The organism is Pseudofulvimonas gallinarii (assembly GCF_004343305.1).
GTDB lineage: Bacteria > Pseudomonadota > Gammaproteobacteria > Xanthomonadales > UBA2363 > Pseudofulvimonas > Pseudofulvimonas gallinarii.
The window spans coordinates 23,583-41,969 of record NZ_SMAF01000022.1 but is presented as its reverse complement, the minus strand read 5'-3'; the positions used below and the strand labels follow the sequence as shown (position 1 = coordinate 41,969).

10 protein-coding genes are annotated in these 18,387 nt (G+C 69.3%); 4 read left to right on the top strand and 6 right to left on the bottom strand.

Translation table 11 applies throughout. The annotated features are described in order from the left end of the window. Positions 1-34: 34 nt before the first annotated feature. Positions 35-2,332, bottom strand: a complete 2,298-nt coding sequence (locus EDC25_RS12085) for an NADP-dependent malic enzyme (RefSeq protein ID WP_123522962.1) — start codon at positions 2,330-2,332, stop codon at positions 35-37. Between the two features lie 656 nt (positions 2,333-2,988). Here EDC25_RS12085 and purD point away from each other — a divergent pair. From purD to prmC, 3 genes are all read left to right on the top strand, one after another. Then, positions 2,989-4,296, top strand: coding sequence for a phosphoribosylamine--glycine ligase (purD, locus tag EDC25_RS12080; RefSeq protein WP_123522964.1), 1,308 nt, complete (start codon positions 2,989-2,991; stop codon positions 4,294-4,296). A 140-nt stretch (positions 4,297-4,436) separates the two neighbouring features. After that, positions 4,437-6,149: a bifunctional sulfate adenylyltransferase/adenylylsulfate kinase gene (locus EDC25_RS12075; protein ID WP_123522965.1), complete on the top strand. Its 1,713-nt coding sequence runs from the start codon at positions 4,437-4,439 to the stop codon at positions 6,147-6,149. A 21-nt stretch (positions 6,150-6,170) separates the two neighbouring features. Beyond that, positions 6,171-7,025 (top strand): peptide chain release factor N(5)-glutamine methyltransferase, encoded by an 855-nt coding sequence (prmC, locus tag EDC25_RS12070; protein WP_123522966.1) that lies wholly within the window; start codon positions 6,171-6,173, stop codon positions 7,023-7,025. Positions 7,026-8,470: 1,445 nt separating this feature from the next. On the opposite strand, the gene EDC25_RS12065 is transcribed toward prmC, so the two are convergent. From EDC25_RS12065 to EDC25_RS12055, 3 genes are all read right to left on the bottom strand, one after another. Then, entirely contained in the window at positions 8,471-9,952 is a 1,482-nt protein-coding gene (locus EDC25_RS12065) for a sigma-54-dependent transcriptional regulator (protein WP_123522967.1), read from the bottom strand. 112 nt (positions 9,953-10,064) lie between these two features. Beyond that, positions 10,065-12,845 (bottom strand): bifunctional [glutamate--ammonia ligase]-adenylyl-L-tyrosine phosphorylase/[glutamate--ammonia-ligase] adenylyltransferase, encoded by a 2,781-nt coding sequence (gene glnE / locus EDC25_RS12060; protein WP_123522968.1) that lies wholly within the window; start codon positions 12,843-12,845, stop codon positions 10,065-10,067. Positions 12,846-12,891: 46 nt separating this feature from the next. Beyond that, entirely contained in the window at positions 12,892-13,029 is a 138-nt protein-coding gene (locus EDC25_RS12055) for a DUF3096 domain-containing protein (RefSeq protein WP_123522969.1), read from the bottom strand. Positions 13,030-13,272: 243 nt separating this feature from the next. Here EDC25_RS12055 and EDC25_RS12050 point away from each other — a divergent pair, with 243 nt between their 5' ends. Beyond that, complete coding sequence (locus EDC25_RS12050; RefSeq protein WP_123522970.1) at positions 13,273-13,656, top strand: HU family DNA-binding protein; 384 nt, start codon at positions 13,273-13,275, stop codon at positions 13,654-13,656. 84 nt (positions 13,657-13,740) lie between these two features. On the opposite strand, the gene EDC25_RS12045 is transcribed toward EDC25_RS12050, so the two are convergent. Together EDC25_RS12045 and EDC25_RS12040 are read right to left on the bottom strand one after the other, a co-directional pair. After that, complete coding sequence (locus tag EDC25_RS12045) at positions 13,741-16,773, bottom strand: ligand-binding sensor domain-containing diguanylate cyclase (protein WP_123522971.1); 3,033 nt, start codon at positions 16,771-16,773, stop codon at positions 13,741-13,743. Positions 16,774-17,032: 259 nt separating this feature from the next. Beyond that, complete coding sequence (locus EDC25_RS12040) at positions 17,033-18,382, bottom strand: DUF1501 domain-containing protein (protein ID WP_164484176.1); 1,350 nt, start codon at positions 18,380-18,382, stop codon at positions 17,033-17,035. Positions 18,383-18,387: the final 5 nt, after the last annotated feature.

The window sequence follows — 18,387 nt, the reverse complement described above, 5'->3', positions numbered from 1 at the left end:
AGGGCGCCGCCCCGTGCAGCCTGTCGCCCACCACTCAAAGATCCAGCGCGCGTTGCTGGCTGACGCGCTGCTGCGCATCGACCGCGGCCAGCGCGGTCATGTTGACGATGCGGCGCACGGTGGCCGACGGCGTCAGTACATGGGCGGCCCCGCGCACGCCGAGCAGCATCGGCCCGATAACCACGCCGTCCGTGAGGCTGCGCACCAGGTTGAGCGCGATGTTCGCGGCATCCAGGTTCGGCATCACGAACAGGTTGGCCGAACCCTTCAACACCGAGTTGGGGAACAGTCGCTCGCGGATCGCCTCGTCCACCGCCGCATCGCCGTGCATCTCGCCTTCGACCTGGAGGTCCGGCGCCCGATCGCGCAACAGCGCCGCCGCCTGGCGCATCTTCGAGGCGCTGGCGTCGGCGTGGCTGCCGAAGTTGGAATGCGACAGCAGCGCCACCTTCGGCTCGATGCCGAACCAGCGGATGCGCTCGGCCGCCAGCAGCGTGCTTTCGGCGATCAGCTGCGCATCGGGGTCGACCTGCACATGCGTGTCGAGGAAGAAGAACGTGCCCTTGGAGTTGATCACCGCGGTGACCGCCGCCGGCGCATGCACGCCCTCGTCCAGGCCAAGGATGTCGGTGACGTAGCGCACGCGCTTCTGGTAGCGGCCGACCAGGCCGCAGATCATGGCATCGGCATCGCCCTTGCGCAGGGCGAGCGCGGCGACCGCACTGGCGCGGGTGCGCACGATGGCCTTGGCCACCGCCGGCGTCACGCCCTTGCGCTGCATGATCGAATGGTAGAGCTGCCAGTACTCGTTGAAGCGCGGATCATCGTCGATGTTGACCATCTCGAAGTCGCGACCTGCGCGCAGGCGCAGGCCGAGACGTTCGATGCGCCGTTCGATGACCGCCGGACGACCGACCAGGATCGGCCAGGCCAGGCCCTCGTCGACAATGGTGCGCAGTGCGCGCAGGGTGACCTCTTCCTCGCCCTCGGCATACATCACGCGCTTGCGGTCGCGCTTCGCGGCGGTGAACACCGGCTTCATCATCAGCCCGGTGCGGAACACGAACTGCCACAGCTTGTCGCGGTAGGCGTCCATGTCGTCGATCGGACGGCTGGCAATGCCCGAATCCATGGCGGCCTGCGCCACCGCCGGCGCCAGTTCGACCAGAAGGCGCGGATCGAATGGCTGCGGGATCAGGTAATCGGGTCCGAAGCTGCAGGGTTCGCCGCCGTAGGCGCTGGCGGCGATGTCCGAGGATTCCAGTCGCGCCAGTGCGGCGATGGCCTTCACGCAGGCCAGCTTCATCGCCTCGTTGATGGTCGTCGCGCCGACATCCAGCGCGCCACGGAAAATGTACGGGAAGCAGAGCGCGTTGTTGACCTGGTTCGGGTAGTCGCTGCGGCCGGTGGCGATGATGCAGTCGGGACGGACCTGCCGGGCCAGCTCCGGCAGGATCTCCGGCGTCGGATTGGCCAGCGCGAGGATCACCGGTTTGTCGGCCATGGTCGCGACCATGTCCGGCGTCAGGATGCCGCCGGCGGAAAGGCCCAGGAACACGTCGGCGCCGGCGACGATCTCGGCCAGCGTGCGGGCATCGGTGGTGCGTGCGTAGCGCTGCTTGTCGGGGTCGAGGTCGGTCCGCTCATGGTGCAGCACGCCACCGCGGTCGAAGGCGAGGATGTTTTCCGGCTTCAGGCCCAGCGCGACCAGCATGTCGAGGCAGGCGATGCCGGCCGCGCCGGCGCCGGCGGTCGCCAGCTTCACGGCGCCGATGTCCTTGCCGACCACCTCCAGCGCGTTCATGACCGCGGCACCGACGATGATCGCGGTGCCATGCTGGTCGTCGTGGAACACCGGGATCTTCATGCGTTCGCGCAGCTTGCGCTCGACGATGAAGCACTCCGGCGCCTTGATGTCCTCGAGATTGATGCCGCCGAAGGTCGGCTCCAGCGCGGCGACGATATCGACCAGCCTGTCGGGATCGCGCTCGGCGAGCTCGATGTCGAAGACATCGATGCCGGCGAACTTCTGGAACAGCACGCCCTTGCCTTCCATGACCGGCTTGGCGGCCAGGGGACCGATGTCGCCGAGGCCAAGCACCGCCGTGCCGTTGGTGATCACCGCGACCAGGTTGCCGCGGGCGGTCATCTGCGAGGCGGCGTTGCTGTCCTCGACGATCGCCTCGCAGGCGGCGGCGACTCCCGGCGAATAGGCCAGCGAAAGATCGCGCTGGCTGACCAGTGCCTTGGTCGGCGCGACCCGGATCTTGCCCGGCGGATCGGCCCGGTGATAGTCCAGTGCGGCCTGCTTGAGCTGCTCGGCTTTGTCCATGGAATCAGTCGTTTGCTTGTAGCCGACGGCGGTCGGCGTTGGGCGCTGGACTATACCATGCGGGTCACTTCGAGCCCGACGCCTCTACGCCGCAGGCGTACGTTCCCGCCCTGACCTGGCTGTTGCGTTCGATGCGATGCGTTGCGACCGGTCACGTTTCCGAGGCCATCGCGCCACGACGGACGGACATCGGCGTTGCATCGGCTTGCGTTCCGGCCCGCTCGGCCCGCCCCGATGTCCTGCACTGGTCGCACCCGTCTGCGCCGGCGATGGCGACCGGACCGGGCGGCACGGTCGCGCCTGCAATGGCCCGGTGGGAGCTCAGACGAGGATGTCCACCATCTCGAAGGCGGATACGCCAGCGGTCGGCTGTCGACCCCGCCCCTGGCGGTCACAGGTGAGCTCGGCGAATCCATGACCCGCAGCCGACGTCCGCCGGCTGCGGCTCGCGCCCGCGCCGGAACGGGGCCCGCGTTCGCAGGGCGAGCCGCTGGCCACGCGCCCGCATCGTCGAAGGGCGGCAGCGGCGACCTCGCGGCGTACAATGGCGAAGTTGTGGCCGCCGGCCGGCGCTGCGCCGAAAATACCGGCGCGTCGCGCCGCACGCTGCAGGCCCCTGTTTTCCGCATGCGCCATCGGGCGCGAGGACGAAGCCGATGAAGGTGTTGGTCGTAGGCGGCGGTGGCCGCGAACATGCGCTGGCCTGGAAACTGGCGCAGTCGCCCCAGGTGGACGACGTCATCGTCGCGCCCGGCAATGCCGGCACCGCGCGCGAACCCGGACTGCGCAATGCCGCCGTGGCGGCGACCGATCTCGACGGCCTGCTGGCGCTGGCGCGGGAAGAAGGCGTCGACCTGACGGTGGTCGGGCCGGAAGCACCGCTGGCCGCCGGCATCGTCGATCGTTTCCGCGCCGCCGGACTGCGCTGTTTCGGTCCCGACGCCGCCGCAGCCGAGCTGGAAGCCTCGAAGGCCTTCAGCAAGGACTTCCTGGCCCGCCACAGGATTCCCACTGCCGACTACGCGATCTTCGATGCGCTGGAACCGGCGCTGGCCTATGTGCGCGAGCGCGGCGTGCCCATCGTCGTGAAGGCGGACGGACTGGCGGCCGGCAAGGGCGTCACCGTCGCCACCACGCTGCTGCAGGCCGAAGACGCGCTGCACGACTGTTTCGAAGGCGTGCTCGGCGAGGCCGGCGCGCGCGTTGTCGTCGAGGAATTCCTCGATGGCGAGGAAGCCAGCTACATCGTCGTCGCCGACGGTGAGGCGTTCGTCGCCATGGCCAGCTCGCAGGACCACAAGCGGCTGTGCGAGGCCGATACCGGGCCGAACACCGGCGGCATGGGCGCCTACTCGCCGGCGCCGGTGGTCACGCCGGAGATCGCCGAACGCATCGAGAACGAGGTCATCCGGCCGACGCTGGCCGGGCTCGCCGCCGAAGGCCGCCGTTTCACCGGCTTCCTCTATGCCGGCGTCATGGTGATGCGCGACGGCACGCCGAAGGTGCTGGAATTCAACGTGCGCTTCGGCGATCCGGAAACGCAACCGATCATGATGCGACTGCGCAGCGATCTGGTCGAACTGCTCAACGCCGCGCTCGACCATCGCCTCGCCGGCGTGCAGGCGGACTGGGATCCGCGCAAGGCCGTCGGCGTCGTGCTGGCGGCCGGCGGCTATCCCGGCACCGTCGACACCGGCGATGTCATCGGCGGCCTCGATGTCACCGACAACCTGCGCCAGGGCAAGGTCTTCCACGCCGGCACGCGCCCGGACGGCCTGGGCAATGCCGTCACCGCCGGAGGCCGCGTGCTCACTGTCTGCGCCCTCGGCGACACCGTGCTCGCCGCCCGCGACCACGCGCTGGCCATCGCCGACCGCATCCACTTCCCCGGCAAACAGCTGCGCCGCGACATCGGCTGGCGCGCCATCGCCCGCGAGCACCGCGAGCTGCTGGCGCGCCGCTGACCGCCCCACACGAACACAGGCACGGGCGCCGCACGGTGGTGCCTGTCTGCCATCGAAACGCGGCCGCGCCGCCCGGCCGTGGCCGCAGGACGCCTGCAGCTAAACTAGCCGCACACATTTTCGCCTGACCGGACATTCCCATGACCGACCTTCCGGCGCCGCACGGCGGCCGCCTGTGTGAACTGCTGGCGTCGCCCGAACGCGCCGACCAGCTCCGCCTCGAAGCCGCGTCGCTGCCGGCCTGGGACCTGACCGAACGCCAGCGCTGCGACCTGGAACTGCTGCTCAACGGCGGCTTTTCGCCGCTTGCCGGCTTCCTCGGCCGGGCCGACTACGAGTCGGTGCTGCGCGCCATGCGCCTGGCCGACGGCACGCTGTGGCCGATGCCGATCACGCTGGACGTCAGCGAAGACTTCGCCGGCCGCCTGCAGCCGGGCGCACGCATCGCACTGCGCGATACCGACAATACGCCGCTGGCGATCCTCACCGTCGGCGACATCTGGCAGCCGGAACGCGAGGCGGAAGCGCAGGCCGTCTTCGGCACCACCGACCGCGCCCACCCGGCGGTGGCGCAGCTGCTCGACCGCAGCCATCCGTTCTATGTCGGCGGCACGCTGGAGGGCATCCAGCTGCCCGGCCATTACGATTTCGTCGGCCTGCGCGACACACCGCGCTCGCTGCGCGGGAAGTTCAAGGCCGAAGGCTGGTCGCGCGTGGTCGCGTTCCAGACCCGCAATCCGCTGCATCGCGCGCATCGCGAACTGACGCTGCGCGCCGCCGGACGCACCGGCGCGAAGCTGTTGATCCATCCCGTGGTGGGCATGACCAAACCCGGCGATGTCGACCACTACACACGCGTGCGCTGCTACCAGGCGCTGCTGCCGCATTATCCCGACGGCCTGGCGATGCTGAGCCTGCTGCCGCTGGCCATGCGCATGGGCGGCCCGCGCGAAGCGGTGTGGCATGCCATCATCCGCAAGAACCACGGCTGCACGCACTTCATCGTCGGTCGCGACCACGCCGGGCCTGGCAATGACAGCCACGGCAAGCCGTTCTATGGTCCCTACGACGCGCAGGAACTGCTGGCGCGCCATGCCGATGAACTGGGCATCGAGATGGTGCCATTCCAGGCCATGGTCTACGCCGAAAATCGCGACACCTATATCGGCGCCGACGAAGCAACCGCCGCCGACGTGATCCGCGACATCTCCGGCACCGAGCTGCGCCGTCGCCTGCATACCGGGGAAGCGATCCCGGAATGGTTCACCTTCCCGGACATCGTAAAGGTGCTGCGCGAGCGCCACCCTGCCGGCCGTCCACCGGGATTCACCGTGTTCTTCACCGGTCTGTCCGGCGCCGGCAAGTCGACGCTGGCGCAGGCGCTGATCAGCCTCATGCTGGAGCGTTCCAGCCGACCGGTGACGCTGCTTGACGGTGACGAGGTGCGCAAGCACCTGTCCAAGGGCCTGGGCTTCTCGCGCGAGGACCGTGACGCCAACATCACGCGCATCGGCTGGGTGGCGGGTGAAATCGTCCGCCACGGCGGCATCGCCGTCTGCGCGCCGATCGCACCCTTCGCCGGACCACGCGCGCAGGCGCGGCGCATGAGTGAAGCGCACGGCGGTTTCTGCGAAGTGCATGTCGCCACCAGCCTGGAAGTCTGCGAATCACGCGACCGCAAGGGTTTGTATGCGGCGGCCCGCCGCGGCGAGATCAAGCAGTTCACCGGCATCTCGGATCCCTATGAGGCGCCGGAAAATCCCGAGCTGCGCATCGACGCCGGCGGCGGCGACCCGCGCACGCAGGCGCTGGCCATCGTCGACTGGCTCGACGCGCGCGGCTGGCTGCGCTGAGCCGCCCGCCGCGCCTGCGCCATGACCGGCACCACGCCCGTCACGATAGCCGAGCTTCGACGGCTGGGACGCCAGCGGCTGCCAGGCGCTGACGGCGCGGCGGATGTCGAGGTGCTGCTGTCCGCCGCCAGCGGTCGCAGTCGCGCCTGGTTGCGTGCGCATGACGATGCGCTGGCGGAATCGGGCTGGCTGCCGCGCTTCATGGACTGGCTGCAGCGTCGCGCGCAGGGCGAACCCATTGCCTACCTCACCGGCGAGCGCGAGTTCTGGTCGCTGCCGCTGAAGGTGACGCCGGACGTGCTGATTCCGCGCGCCGACACCGAAACGCTGGTCGAGGAAGTGTTGCGGCGCCTGCCGCAGCGATCAGGCGCGCGCCTTGCCGATCTCGGCACCGGCTCGGGTGCCGTCGCGCTGTCCGTTGCCCGGGAACGCCCGCAGGCTTACGTCTTGGCCAGCGACGCCAGCAGCGCCGCGCTCGCGGTCGCGCGCGGCAATGCCGAGCGCCTGGGACTGTCGCAGGTGGTGTTCCGTCCTGGCGACTGGTACCAGGCACTGGCCGGCGAGACACGCTTCGATGCCATCGCCAGCAATCCGCCCTACATCGCCAGCAACGACCCCCATCTCGGCGAAGGCGACCTGCGCTTCGAACCTGCGTCCGCGCTGGTCTCCGGCCGCGACGGCCTCGACGCGATCCGCGTGCTCGTCGCCGGTGCCGCCGCGCATCTGGTCCCCGGCGGCTGGCTGCTGCTGGAACACGGCTTCAGCCAGGGCGCGGCGGTTCGCGGCCTGATGCGGGCGGCCGGACTGGTCGACGCCGCCAGCACCCGCGACCTCGGCGGCCACGAGCGCGTCAGCTACGCGCGCACCCGTCCCTGACTCGCGGCGCACCGCGCAGGCGGCATCCAGTGTTGTTCCTCGCCACCTCACCGACACACCCGCGCAGGCGTGGATGTCCTGTGTTGTCCACGCCACAGCCACGTCGAGGTCATCCGCGCGGACGGGTGTCCAGTACCGTTCCACTCCGCGCCACACGGAGGCGAGATCCGCGCAGACGGGGGTCCGGCACCTTTCCACTCCTCGCCGCTGGATGCCCGCCTGCGCGGCCATGACGGTGTTCCGCTTCGAGGTACAGCGGCCGGTCGCGATACCGCTTCGTTGATCCCGATACCGTTACGGTGAACCAGCGCTACATCAGAAGAATGAGCGGTGCGCCGTGCCCGGGCCTGGAAGTCCACTGCCGGCGTTGCGGTGAGACTCGACCCGACGCCTGCGGAAAATCCACCGCCCCCTCTCCGTCACACCCGCGCAGGCGGGTGTCCAGTGTTGTTCCGCGCCACACGGAGGCGAGATCCGCGCGAACGGGTGTCCGGCACCTTTCCACTCCTCGCCTGCCCGCCTGCGCGGGCATGACGGTGTCCCGCATCGAGGTACAGCGGCCGGTCGCGATACCGCTTCGTTGATCCCGGTACCGTTACGGTGAACCAGCGCTACATCAGAAGAATGAGCGGTGCGCCGTGCCCGGGCCTGGAAGTCCTCTGCCGGCGTTGCGGTGAGACTCGACCCGACGCCTGCGGAAAATCCACCGCCCCCTCTCCGTCACACCCGCGCAGGCGGGTGTCCAGTGTTGTTCCGCGCCACACGGAGGCGAGATCCGCGCAGACGGGGGCCCGGCACCTTTCCACTCCTCGCCGCTGGATGCCCGCCTGCGCGGGCATGACGGTGTCCCGCTTCGAGGTACAGCGGCCGGTCGCGATACCGCTTCGTTGATCCCGGTACCGTTACGGTGAACCAGCGCTACATCAGAAGAATGAGCGGTGCGCCGTGCCCGGGCCTGGAAGTCCTCTGCCGGCGATGCGGTGAGACTCGACACGACACCTGCGGAAAATCCACCGCCCCCTCTCCGTCACACCCGCGCAGGCGGGTGTCCAGTGTTGTTCCGCACCACACTGAGGCGAGAACCGCGCGAACGGGTGTCCGGCACCTTTGCACTCCTCGCCTGCCCGCCTGCGCGGGCATGACGGTGTCCCGCTTCGAGGTACAGCGGCTGGTCGCGATACCGCTTCGTTGATCCCGATACCGTTACGGTGAACCAGCGCTACATCAGAAGAATGAGCGGTGCGCCGTGCCCGGGCCTGGAAGTCCACTGCCGGCGTTGCGGTGAGACTCGACCCGACGCCTGCGTAAAATCAACCGCCCCCTCTCCGTCACACCCGCGCAGGCGGGTGTCCAGTGCCCTTCCACTCCAACGCCAGATCAAGCCCAGACCCGGGCTGCTGGCGAACCAGGGAAAGGCCGACAGCCGTCGCGACCCGGGTCAGCCGTTATTCGATGCCGAGTTTCTTCAGGCGGTAGCGCAGCGCGCGGAAGGTGATGCCGAGCGCCTGCGCGGTCTTGGTCTTGTTGTAGCGATTGGCTTCCAGCGCCTTGAGGATGCGGTCGCGTTCGAGCTGTTCGATGTAGTCCTCGAGCGGCGCATCGCGGCTGGGTGCGGGATCGGCGACCGGCGGCGCGGCTGCCGGCGCACCCGGCATCGGCATGCCCGGCGCGTAGGCACCGCCACCGCTGCCGTAGCCGGCGCCGAGCGCGGGGTCATGCGCGTAGCCACCATGCGCCGGCGGCATCATGGGCACACGTTCCGGCGCACGCTCCTCGAAGGTCGGCGTCGCGCGCATCACCGGCAGCTGCAGGTCGTCGACGCCGATGGCGCTGCCGTCGCACAGGGCCATCGCGCGCTCGAGGATGTTCTCCAGCTCGCGGATGTTGCCGGGAAACGGATACTCGAGCAGCGCCTTGCCGGCTTCCTCGGTGAGGCGCACGCGACCTTGCTGGTCAAGCTTGGCGAGGATGTGCGCGGCGAGCTTGGGAATGTCCTCGCGGCGCTCACGCAGCGGCGGCATCGGCAGTTCGATGACGTTGATGCGGTAGTACAGGTCCTGGCGGAACGCGCCGCGCTCGACCAGTTCGTGCAGGTTCTTGTGCGTGGCGCTGATCAGGCGCACGTCGACCGGCTGTTCGGCCTGCGCGCCGATCGGGCGGATCGCTTTTTCCTGGATCGCGCGCAGCAATTTCACCTGCATCGGCAACGGCAGGTCCGCCACTTCGTCCAGCATCAGCGTGCCACCGTGCGCAGCCTGGAAAAGGCCGATCTTGTCGGCATTGGCGCCGGTGAAACTGCCACGCTTGTGGCCGAAGAATTCGCTTTCCAGGAGTTCGGCGGGAATGGCGCCGCAGTTGACCGGCACGAACGGTCCGCTGGCCCGCGGCGACATGTCGTGGATCAGCCGCGCCGCCAGTTCCTTGCCGCTGCCGGATTCGCCACTGATGTACACCGGCGCCTGGCTGCGCGCCAGCTTGGCGATGGTGGCACGCGCCTGCTGCATCGCCGGCGAGGAGCCGATCATGCGCGTGGTCGCGTCCGGTGCACGCGGACCGTTGGCCGCCATGCGCAGCGCCGTCTCGACCAGGCGACGCAGCTGGGCGATGTCGACCGGCTTGCTGACGAAATCGAAGGCGCCGGCCTTCAGGGCCGACACCGCCGTCTCGACGTTGCCGTAGGCGGTCAGCACCGCCACCGGCGTATGCGGATGCTCGCGGCCGATGCGCTCGACCAGCGGCAGGCTCATGCCATCGGGCAACCTGAGGTCGGTCAGGCACAGGGCGAAGGACCGTTTGCCGATCTGCTCCTGGGCTTCGGCCAGCGTGCCGACACCGACCACGTCCAGGTCCATGCCGGCCAGCGACAGCTCGATCAGCTCGCGCAGATCGACTTCGTCCTCAACCACCAGTGCTGCGGGTGTCGTCATGGCCACGTAGGGTAACCGCGCCGACGCGGTTGTGCGAGCCGGCCGGCGGGGAATGCGTCGAGCCGGGCACGCCGCAGGCCCGGCTGGAGGGAACCACGGCCTGCAAACCGGTTCATGGCGCACCTTCTCCGAACGCGTGCGCGCAGGCCCGGGTGATCGCCCGCCGCGCCGCCTCTATGCCGGCATCGGGCACGACCGTTCGCGGCCGCGCATCCAGCGTCTGGCGCAAAGCCGCCGCCAGCAGGCTGGCGTGCGCGGCGGACAGTGCGGCGCCTTCTTCGCCCGCCAGCACACCGGCGTCGGCGAGGATGGCGATCAGGTCGCCGCTGGCGCCGGAGTCCAGCAAGGCGGCATGCGTCGCCGAATGCGCGAGCACCAGATACTGCAGCAGGAACTCCAGGTCGACCAGCCCACCGCGGCCCTGCTTGAGATCGAAACGGTCGCCGCGAGAGCGGTCCAGTTCCCGGCGCAGCCGCCCGCGCATGTCGGCGACGGCCTGCCGCAGCGGTTCCGGCTCACGCGGCTGCGCCAGCCACTGCGCGCGCGTCGCCGTGAACGCGGCGCCGAGCATGGCGTCGCCGGCGATGAAGCGTGCGCGCACCAGCGCCTGCTGTTCCCAGGTCCACGCGCGCTCGCGCTGGTAGGCGGCGTAGGCATCGAGGCTGGTGACCAGCAGCCCCTTGGCGCCATCCGGCCGCAGGCGTGCATCGACCTCGTAGAGGCGACCGCCGGGCAACGGCACCGCCAGGTAGGCGAGCAGTTTCTGCACGACACGCGCATAGAAGCGCTGCCCTTCGACCGGCGACGGGCCGTCTGTTTCGGCTTCGCCCAGCGCACCGTCGAACACGAACACCAGGTCGAGGTCGGACGCGAATCCCAGCTCGCGCGCCCCCAGGCTGCCGTAGCCGATCAGCGCCAGGCCGCTGCGCCCAGGACCGGCGCCCGCCGGCCAGCCGTGGCGACGCACGACGTCGACGAGCGCGAGATCAAGGACGCGATGCAGCACTTCCTGCGCGATCGCCGCCAGGCGTTCGGCGATCGCCGGTGCCGGCAGGCGGTTGTCGATGGTCGCCAGGCCAAGACGGAAGCGCAGGCTGGTGCGCACCTCGCCCAGCGCTGTCAGCACCGCCTCGGGGTCGTCGGCGCCAGCCACGGTCGCGAGCAGCTGCGCGATCTCGGCGCAATCCGGTGGCGCCGGTGCACGCGGATCGAAGACATCATCGAGCAGCAGCGGCTGGTCCACGAGGCGCTGCACCAGCCAGCGACTGCCGCGCGCCAGTTCGAACAGCCGGTCCAGGGCCGCCGGCTGCTGTTCGAGCAGGGCGAGGTAATTGGACCGGCGCAACAGGATCTGCAGCAGGTCGATGATCGCCAGCGCCGCCTCGTCGTCCTGCGCCTGGCGGCCGCGCAGGCGATCGAGCAGCGCCGCCATCAGCCGGTCCAGTCGCGTGCGTGCGCGCGCTGAAAGCGCCTGGACGCCGGGGCTGCCGGCCAGCGCACGCAGCCTTTCCATCAGCGCCTGGCCGACCTCGATGCCGGCCGCCTCGACCTGCACGGCGTCGGCGCTGCCCTGCGCCAACGCGCGCCACAGCGTCAGCATCGAATCGGCGGCGCGCGCCCGCGTACGCGGCGCCAGCACGTGCGAGAACTCCTCGGCGACGCGGTCTCGATGGCGGTCCAGTTCGGCACGCAGCCCGGACCAGTCCTCGTACCCCAGCGTCGTCGCGATGCGCCACTGGTCGGTGGCATCAAGTGGCAGCGCCTGGGTCTGGGCGTCACGCAGCATCTGCAGGCGGTTTTCCAGCCGGCGCAGGAACAGATAGGCATCGCGCAGCGCGACACCCGCGGCCTCGCCGACATAGCCCGCCTGCATGCACGCCGCCAGGCCGTCGAGCAGGCCGCGCTGGCGCAGGCCCGCCTCGCGTCCGCCACGGACCAGCTGCACGACCTGCACCAGGAACTCGACTTCGCGGATCCCACCGCGCCCGAGCTTGATGTCGTCGGCGAGATCCTGGCGCTGCACTTCCAGGTCGATCTGCGCCTTCATCTCGCGCAGCGCGTCGATGGCGTTGTAGTCGAGGTAGCGGCGATAGATGAACGGCCGCAACGAGGCCAGGAACTGTTCGCCGGCCGCGACGTCACCGGCGACGGCACGCGCCTTCAGCCAGGCGTAGCGTTCCCAGTCGCGGCCTTCGCGCTGGAAATACTGTTCCATCGCCGGGAACGACAGGCTGGGCTTGCCGGACTGTCCGAACGGACGCAGGCGCAGGTCGACGCGATGGCTGAAACCGTCAACGTCGGTTTCGCCCAGGCGCTGCGCGAAGTGGCGGACGACGCGCGCATGCCAGGCATCCGGCGCCAGCGCCGCATCGCCGTCGCTGTCGCTGTCGTGGCCACCGCCACTGTAGGCGAAGACCAGATCGACGTCGGAAGAGAAATTCAGTTCGCCGCCACCGAGCTTGCCGAGCGCGAACACCACCGGCGGCAGCACGTAGCCGCAGTCGTCGCGGATGGCGCCATGCCGGGCCGAGACCCGCTGCACGGCATCGTCCAGTGCCAGCGCGATGCAGGCATCGGCAAGGCGGCTGCTGCCGGCCAGCGTCTCCGCGACACGGTCCAGATCCAGCAGGTCGCGGGCGATCAGGCGCACGCCCTCGGCGCGGCGGAACCAGCGAAGCTCGCGCTGCATGCCGCCCTCGCCGGGCTGCCAGCGCGCCATCGGCGGCCGCGGATCGCGGACGCGGTCCTCCAGGGACGCCAGCACGCCGGGCACCTGGCGCAGGGTATCGAAGGCGAAATCGCTGGCCAGCAGCAGGCGTGGCAGCCATGCCGGATGCGTAGCATCGACCGCCAGCGCGTCCAGCCGCGCCGACAGCCATCCCCCGTCGATCATGTAATCCTCCCGCCGGACGCCGCCGCGGGCGCCGCGGCGACGGCCATCAGCGTCCGATCAGGCCGAGGACACCGATCACGATCAGGTACAGGGCCACGACGTAATTCAGCAGGCGCGGCCTGATGAGGATGAGGATGCCGGCGATCAGGGCGATCAGGGCGGTCAGTTCGAAGTGGATGGTCATGAAGGCGGGCTCCGTGGGCAATTCGCCGCCACCTTGCCCGCAGCCCGGCCGATCCGCAAGGGTGCCGCCGACGCCCCGACGCCGACACCGCCGCGGAACACCCGGGAACACGCGGCGACGAACATGGCGCGACCGCGGAAAAACAGGTAAAAAAGGCTTGGCTGCGCCCCTGCGTTGCCCTACATTCCACCTGCCGAGAGACCCCTCCAGGCAATTCCCCTTACGAGAAGCATTGGAATAACTATGGCAAGCACGAAGAAAGCTGCAAAAAAGAAAGCTGCACCGAAGGCCGCCGCCAAGCCGGCCGCGCCGAAGCCGATCAAGGAAGCGCTGAACAAGTCCGGCCTGGTCGCCCACATCGCCGAGAATTCCGGCGTTGCCCCGCGTGACGTGCGTGCCGTGATGGCGTCGCTGGAATCGGCCGTTGCCGCTTCGGTCAACAAGAAGGGCGCCGGCTCTTTCACGCTGCCGGGCCTGCTGAAGATCACCGCCGTCAATGTGCCGGCCAAGCCGCGCCGCAAGGGCATCAACCCGTTCACCAAGGAAGAGCAGTGGTTCGCTGCGAAGCCGGCTTCGGTGAAGGTGAAGATCCGCCCGCTGAAGAAGCTGAAGGACGCCGCGTCCTGAGTCGTCCTGCGGAATCGGCACGCGATCCGGCGTGCCGATTCCGATTCCACCTGTCCACCTGCGCGCCTGCGCAAGCGACCCGCCTCAGGGCCGCAGATGGAGTTCCGCCCGCCCCGTCTCCAGCCACTCGCGCACCGTTCCGGCATCCGGACGTTCGGGCCACGCCTCCGGCGCCACGCCGGTCACCTTGATCAGTGCGCTGCGATTGCGACCTGACACCTTTGCGCGATAGAGCGCGAAATCCGCCAGGCCCAGGCTGACCGTCCAGTCATGGCGATCCAGCTGCGTCGCTGCCGTCGGCCATGCGGCAACGCCGATCGACGCGGTGACCTGCCGCTGTGGCGTCACTTCGATGGCTTCGGCCTCCACAGCGCGACGCAGGCACTCGGCATAGTCGAGCAGGTCTTCGACGCGATCGACGCAGGTCACCACCACGAACTCCTCGCCGCCCCAGCGCGCCAGCCCGTCCTCTTCACCGACGAGGCGACCGAGCAAGCGCGCGATCCGGCTCAGCACCGTATCGCCGGCGAGGTGCCCCAGGGCATCGTTGATCTGCTTGAAGTGGTCGATGTCGATCACCATCAGACCCAGCACCGGCGACGTGGCGCCGTCCTGCCACGCCCGCCTGACGTCCTCCTGCTTCGCAGCGACGACATTGAGCAGGTGGCGCCGGTTGCCCAGTCCGGTCAGCGGATCGCTGAGGCTGGCCTCGTTGAGGACCTGGTTGAGCTCGCCGAGGCGGCGGTTGGCCTGCGCCAGTTCGCCGGTGCGCGTGGCGATGAGCGCTTCGAGCCGCTCCTTCTGCTGGCGCAACCTGCGTTCGCGCCAGCGCATGAGCACGGCCAGCAGCACCATGGCGGCGATCGCCATCAGGGTCCGGAACGTCCACGTTTCCACGAACCTTGGCGGCACGTCGATCTGCACGGCCGCCATCTTGCCCCAGGGACGGAAGGGCAGGCGGGCCTGCATCTCGAAGCGGAAACGACCCGGTGGGACCTGGGCATAGGTGATCGGGTCGCGCGACGGCGTTTCGATCCAGCCCGCGTCGACACCCTGCAGGCGATAGCGGAACTGCTGCAGGAAGCCGTAGCGGTAGTCGATGCTGCGGAAGTGGACCGCCAGCTGCCGTTCGCCCACGGCCAGGCGCACGTCATCCGCGTCGGCCTTGCGGCCGTTGATGTCCAGCACATCGACGACCGGTGTCGGCATCGGCTGGATATCCAGCGGCACGCGCACCAGTCCGTTGAGCGTCGGCAGCCAGAACGCCCCGAGATGGATGGTGCCCTTGTCGTTGCCGCCGCCATTGCAGCAGCGGATGCGCGAGCGTCCAGGACGGTCGCCGAAGTCGTACACGAACATGCGGTACGCCGGCGTCGCCTGGCCGGTGTCCGGCACATGCCAGCCATAGGCGCCACTGGAATAACTCACCAGCACGCCGTCACCGAGCGCGTGCATGCTGAACACGGTGTCGGAGGGCAGGCCGGTGGCGATGCTGTGCTGTGACCACAGCCCGTCCCGCCCGCGCACGGCGATGCCGCGGTCGTAGGTGCCGACGACCACCTTGCCGTCCGCGAGCACGCGAACGCTGGTGACGAATGCACCGTCGATGCCGGTACCGGTGACCGGTTCGGCATGCGTGCCGTTGAGCACGAACAGGCCACTTTCGGTTGCAAGCCAGAGTTCCCCGTCGCTGCCGCGCTCGATGGCGCGGATGCGCATACCGGAGAGGAGGCCGTTGGCGTTCACTTCCTCGATGTCACCGGCATCGCCGCCCGGATGGCGGAACAGCCCGGTTGCACTGGCGATCCAGATACGGCCATCGTCGTCCTCGTGCAGCCCGTTGATCTGCGTGCCACGCGTACGTTCGAATCCGGTCGTGCTTCCGGTCGCCGGATCGAAGCGGGCCAGCCCTGACCGCGTACCCGCCCAGATGCGACCGTTGCGGTCGCGAAGGACGCTGTACGCGGCGGGATGCGGCAGCGCCGATGGCGGAAGCACTTCCCTGAACCGCCTGCCGTCCCAGCGCGCCACCCCGGCATCGGTGCCGATCAGGATTCCGTCGCCATCGGCGATCACCGCCCACAGGCTCGGATCCTGGAGACCTTCTTCGTGGCCGAGTCGCTGCACCGGTGGCAGCCAGTAGTAGCGCAGGCCGTGGTACAGGCTGCCCATCCAGATCCCGTCTTCGGTCGGCAGGAACGCCATCACCCAGGGAAACGCGTGTGCCGCCTGGCTGGCCACGGTTTCCATGCCGCCGTGGCTGTGGCGGCGATAGACATCGCCATGGCTGGCGATCCACAGGCAGCCGCGGGGATCGATGGCCATCGCCTGCACCGGCTGCGACGCCGCAGCAAAGTTCACCGGCTGGAAGCGGTCGCCGTCGAAGCGGTAAAGCCCGCCCTCGCCGCCCAGCCACAGGGTGTCGTCGTACCACGCCAGGGCCGTGACCCGCGCCAGTTCCGCCGGCAGCGGTCGCAGGGTCTCGCCGCTGTCGTCGCGATGGCGAAGCCAGCCGGCGCGTTCGGCGATCCACAGCCCGCGCGCGGGCGCGGCAAGCAGCGCGCTGACCGCGCCCACGGTGTCCTCCGCCTGCAGCAGCAGTTGTCCGCCGTCGACCCCTGCGTGGTACAGCCGACCGGCACCGACCAGCACTTCACCGTCGCCGGTCTGCGCCAGCGCGGAGACTTCACCGAGCTCGTCGCTGCCGATGAAACGTCCGTCGGCGTACACGGCGACATTGCGCAGGTTGCCGATCCAGACGCGACCTTCGCGGTCCACCATCAACCGCGTGATCCAGGCGGAAGACAGCTGCGGCGTGTTGCCCGGCGTGAAGACCTCGAAGCGGCTGCCGTCGAAGCGCGCCAGGCCGTTCTCGGTGCCGACCCACATGACGCCTTCGTGATCCAGCGCCAGCGCCTTGCCGGAAATCTGCGGCAGGCCGGCTTCGCTGCTCCATGTCTGCCACGACCAGCGATGCAGCGGAATGCGCGCGGAATCGCCGAGGTCCGCATGGGCCGGAACCGCCAGCAGCGCAAGGAGGCACAGCAGCGGGCGCAGCAGCGTGCAACGCCTGTCGAAAAAGGCGTGACGCGACCTTCCTGGCAACCCCTTGTCCATCCCTGCACCGCCCTCACCCGATCGGTGCCCCGCGCCGGCGACGACGCACCCGGCCGGCAGCCGGAGCACACCTGCCAGCGTCCTGTTTACCGGCAGCACGGCGATGACGCAAGCCCGCGCGGCGGATGCGCCGTGCCCATGCGCGATGTGGCGCGGAGCGCGCACGGACATGGCTTCCGGCGACGTCGCGGCACGGCGCCGGATCCACCTTGCGCGGGCGGTCGCGACGCCGGTGATGAACCGGCGCCGTGGCGCGCGGTCAGGCCGGGTCGAATCCGTTGGCGAAGAGCGGATCGCCCGGCAGCAGTCCGAGCGGACCGGGATAGTCATAGCCCGGAAATACCGACGCCAGGTCGGGATTGCCCAGGTGGCCGGCCACCACTTCCGACAGCACGCGCCGGAAGTCGGTCGTCGAGGCGACGTCCTCGTTCTGGTACAGCTGGCCGGGCCCGAGGCCCCCGAAGGTGCCGAACAGCTGGCCGCCACGCACGCGGCCACCCAGCACCAGCATCGGGTTGCCACTGCCGTGGTCGGTGCCGCGGTTGGCGTTCTCGCGCACGCGGCGCCCGAATTCGCTGTGCACCACCAGCACCATGCGGTTGTGCAGCCCGGCCGCGGCGAGGTCGGTGTACAGCGCGTGCAGCGTCGCCGACAGCCCGGCAAGGCGGTTCGCGTACTGGTTCTGGTTGAGGTCGCCCTGGGTGCCGTCGCCCTGGTTCTCGTGGCTGTCCCAGCCGCCGTAGTCCAGCGTGGCGACCTGCAGTCCCAGTCCGCGCTTGGCGATGTTGGCGATCAGCTTGGCCTGGTTGCCGAGCGTCGCCGCGACGCCGGTGGACGGGTAGTTGGCGCCCGGTGCCGGCGTGTAGCTGGAAATGCCCAGCGTATCGACCAGCTCGATGGTGTCCACGGCGCCGGTGCCGGCATGATGCAGGTCGTCGTTGCCCTGGTAGAGCTGGCGCAGCGTCATGGTCGTCGACAGCTTGTAGCGCGGCTGGCCATCGACATTGCCGTTGTTGGCGTTGGGATGGAAGCTGTTGGGATCGTCCAGGACCATGTTGTCGCGACGGCCGAGCAGGCTGGTCGGCGCGTTGGCGGCGACGCTCAGGGAGGGAATCATCGCGCTGTCGGGCACCTGCCCGGTGGCCTGCAGGTGTCGCGCCAGCCAACCGGTGCCGATGGTGTTGCTGCCCGGCGTGCCGTGCTCCATGTAGTCCTGGGCATCGAAATGCGAACGGGTGATCTGCGCCACCGGGAACCCGGTGCCATGCACGATCGCAAGCCTGCCCTGGCCATACAGCTCGTGCAGCCCGGTGGCGGCGAAGTTCAGTCCGTAATGCGTGTTGCCCAGCGGCAGCGCCGCGGTCGCACCCGTGGTGCGCAGGTGGATGTTCGGGCGGTGCATCTCGTAGTGCGCCCGGTCCGGACCATCGATCGGACACACCATGTTCAATCCGTCGATGCCACCCCGCAGGTAGACATAGACGAAGAAATTGCCGGTCTGCCAGTCGGCATGCGCGCGCCGCGCATGCAGGCCCAGGCGCATGCCACCCAGTGCGGTCAGGCAGAGGGTGGAACCCTTGATGAAGGCGCGACGCGTGATCTGTGACATGTCGT

Excerpts from the sequence above, each read along its gene's own strand:
- EDC25_RS12085 (WP_123522962.1), bottom strand. The coding sequence starts at position 2,332 with ATGGACAAAGCCGAGCAGCTCAAGCAGGCCGCACTGGACTATCACCGG.
- purD (WP_123522964.1), top strand. The coding sequence starts at position 2,989 with ATGAAGGTGTTGGTCGTAGGCGGCGGTGGCCGCGAACATGCGCTGGCC.
- EDC25_RS12075 (WP_123522965.1), top strand. The coding sequence starts at position 4,437 with ATGACCGACCTTCCGGCGCCGCACGGCGGCCGCCTGTGTGAACTGCTG.
- prmC (WP_123522966.1), top strand. The coding sequence starts at position 6,171 with ATGACCGGCACCACGCCCGTCACGATAGCCGAGCTTCGACGGCTGGGA.
- EDC25_RS12065 (WP_123522967.1), bottom strand. The coding sequence starts at position 9,952 with ATGACGACACCCGCAGCACTGGTGGTTGAGGACGAAGTCGATCTGCGC.
- glnE (WP_123522968.1), bottom strand. The coding sequence starts at position 12,845 with ATGATCGACGGGGGATGGCTGTCGGCGCGGCTGGACGCGCTGGCGGTC.
- EDC25_RS12055 (WP_123522969.1), bottom strand. The coding sequence starts at position 13,029 with ATGACCATCCACTTCGAACTGACCGCCCTGATCGCCCTGATCGCCGGC.
- EDC25_RS12050 (WP_123522970.1), top strand. The coding sequence starts at position 13,273 with ATGGCAAGCACGAAGAAAGCTGCAAAAAAGAAAGCTGCACCGAAGGCC.
- EDC25_RS12045 (WP_123522971.1), bottom strand. The coding sequence starts at position 16,773 with ATGGACAAGGGGTTGCCAGGAAGGTCGCGTCACGCCTTTTTCGACAGG.
- EDC25_RS12040 (WP_164484176.1), bottom strand. The coding sequence starts at position 18,382 with ATGTCACAGATCACGCGTCGCGCCTTCATCAAGGGTTCCACCCTCTGC.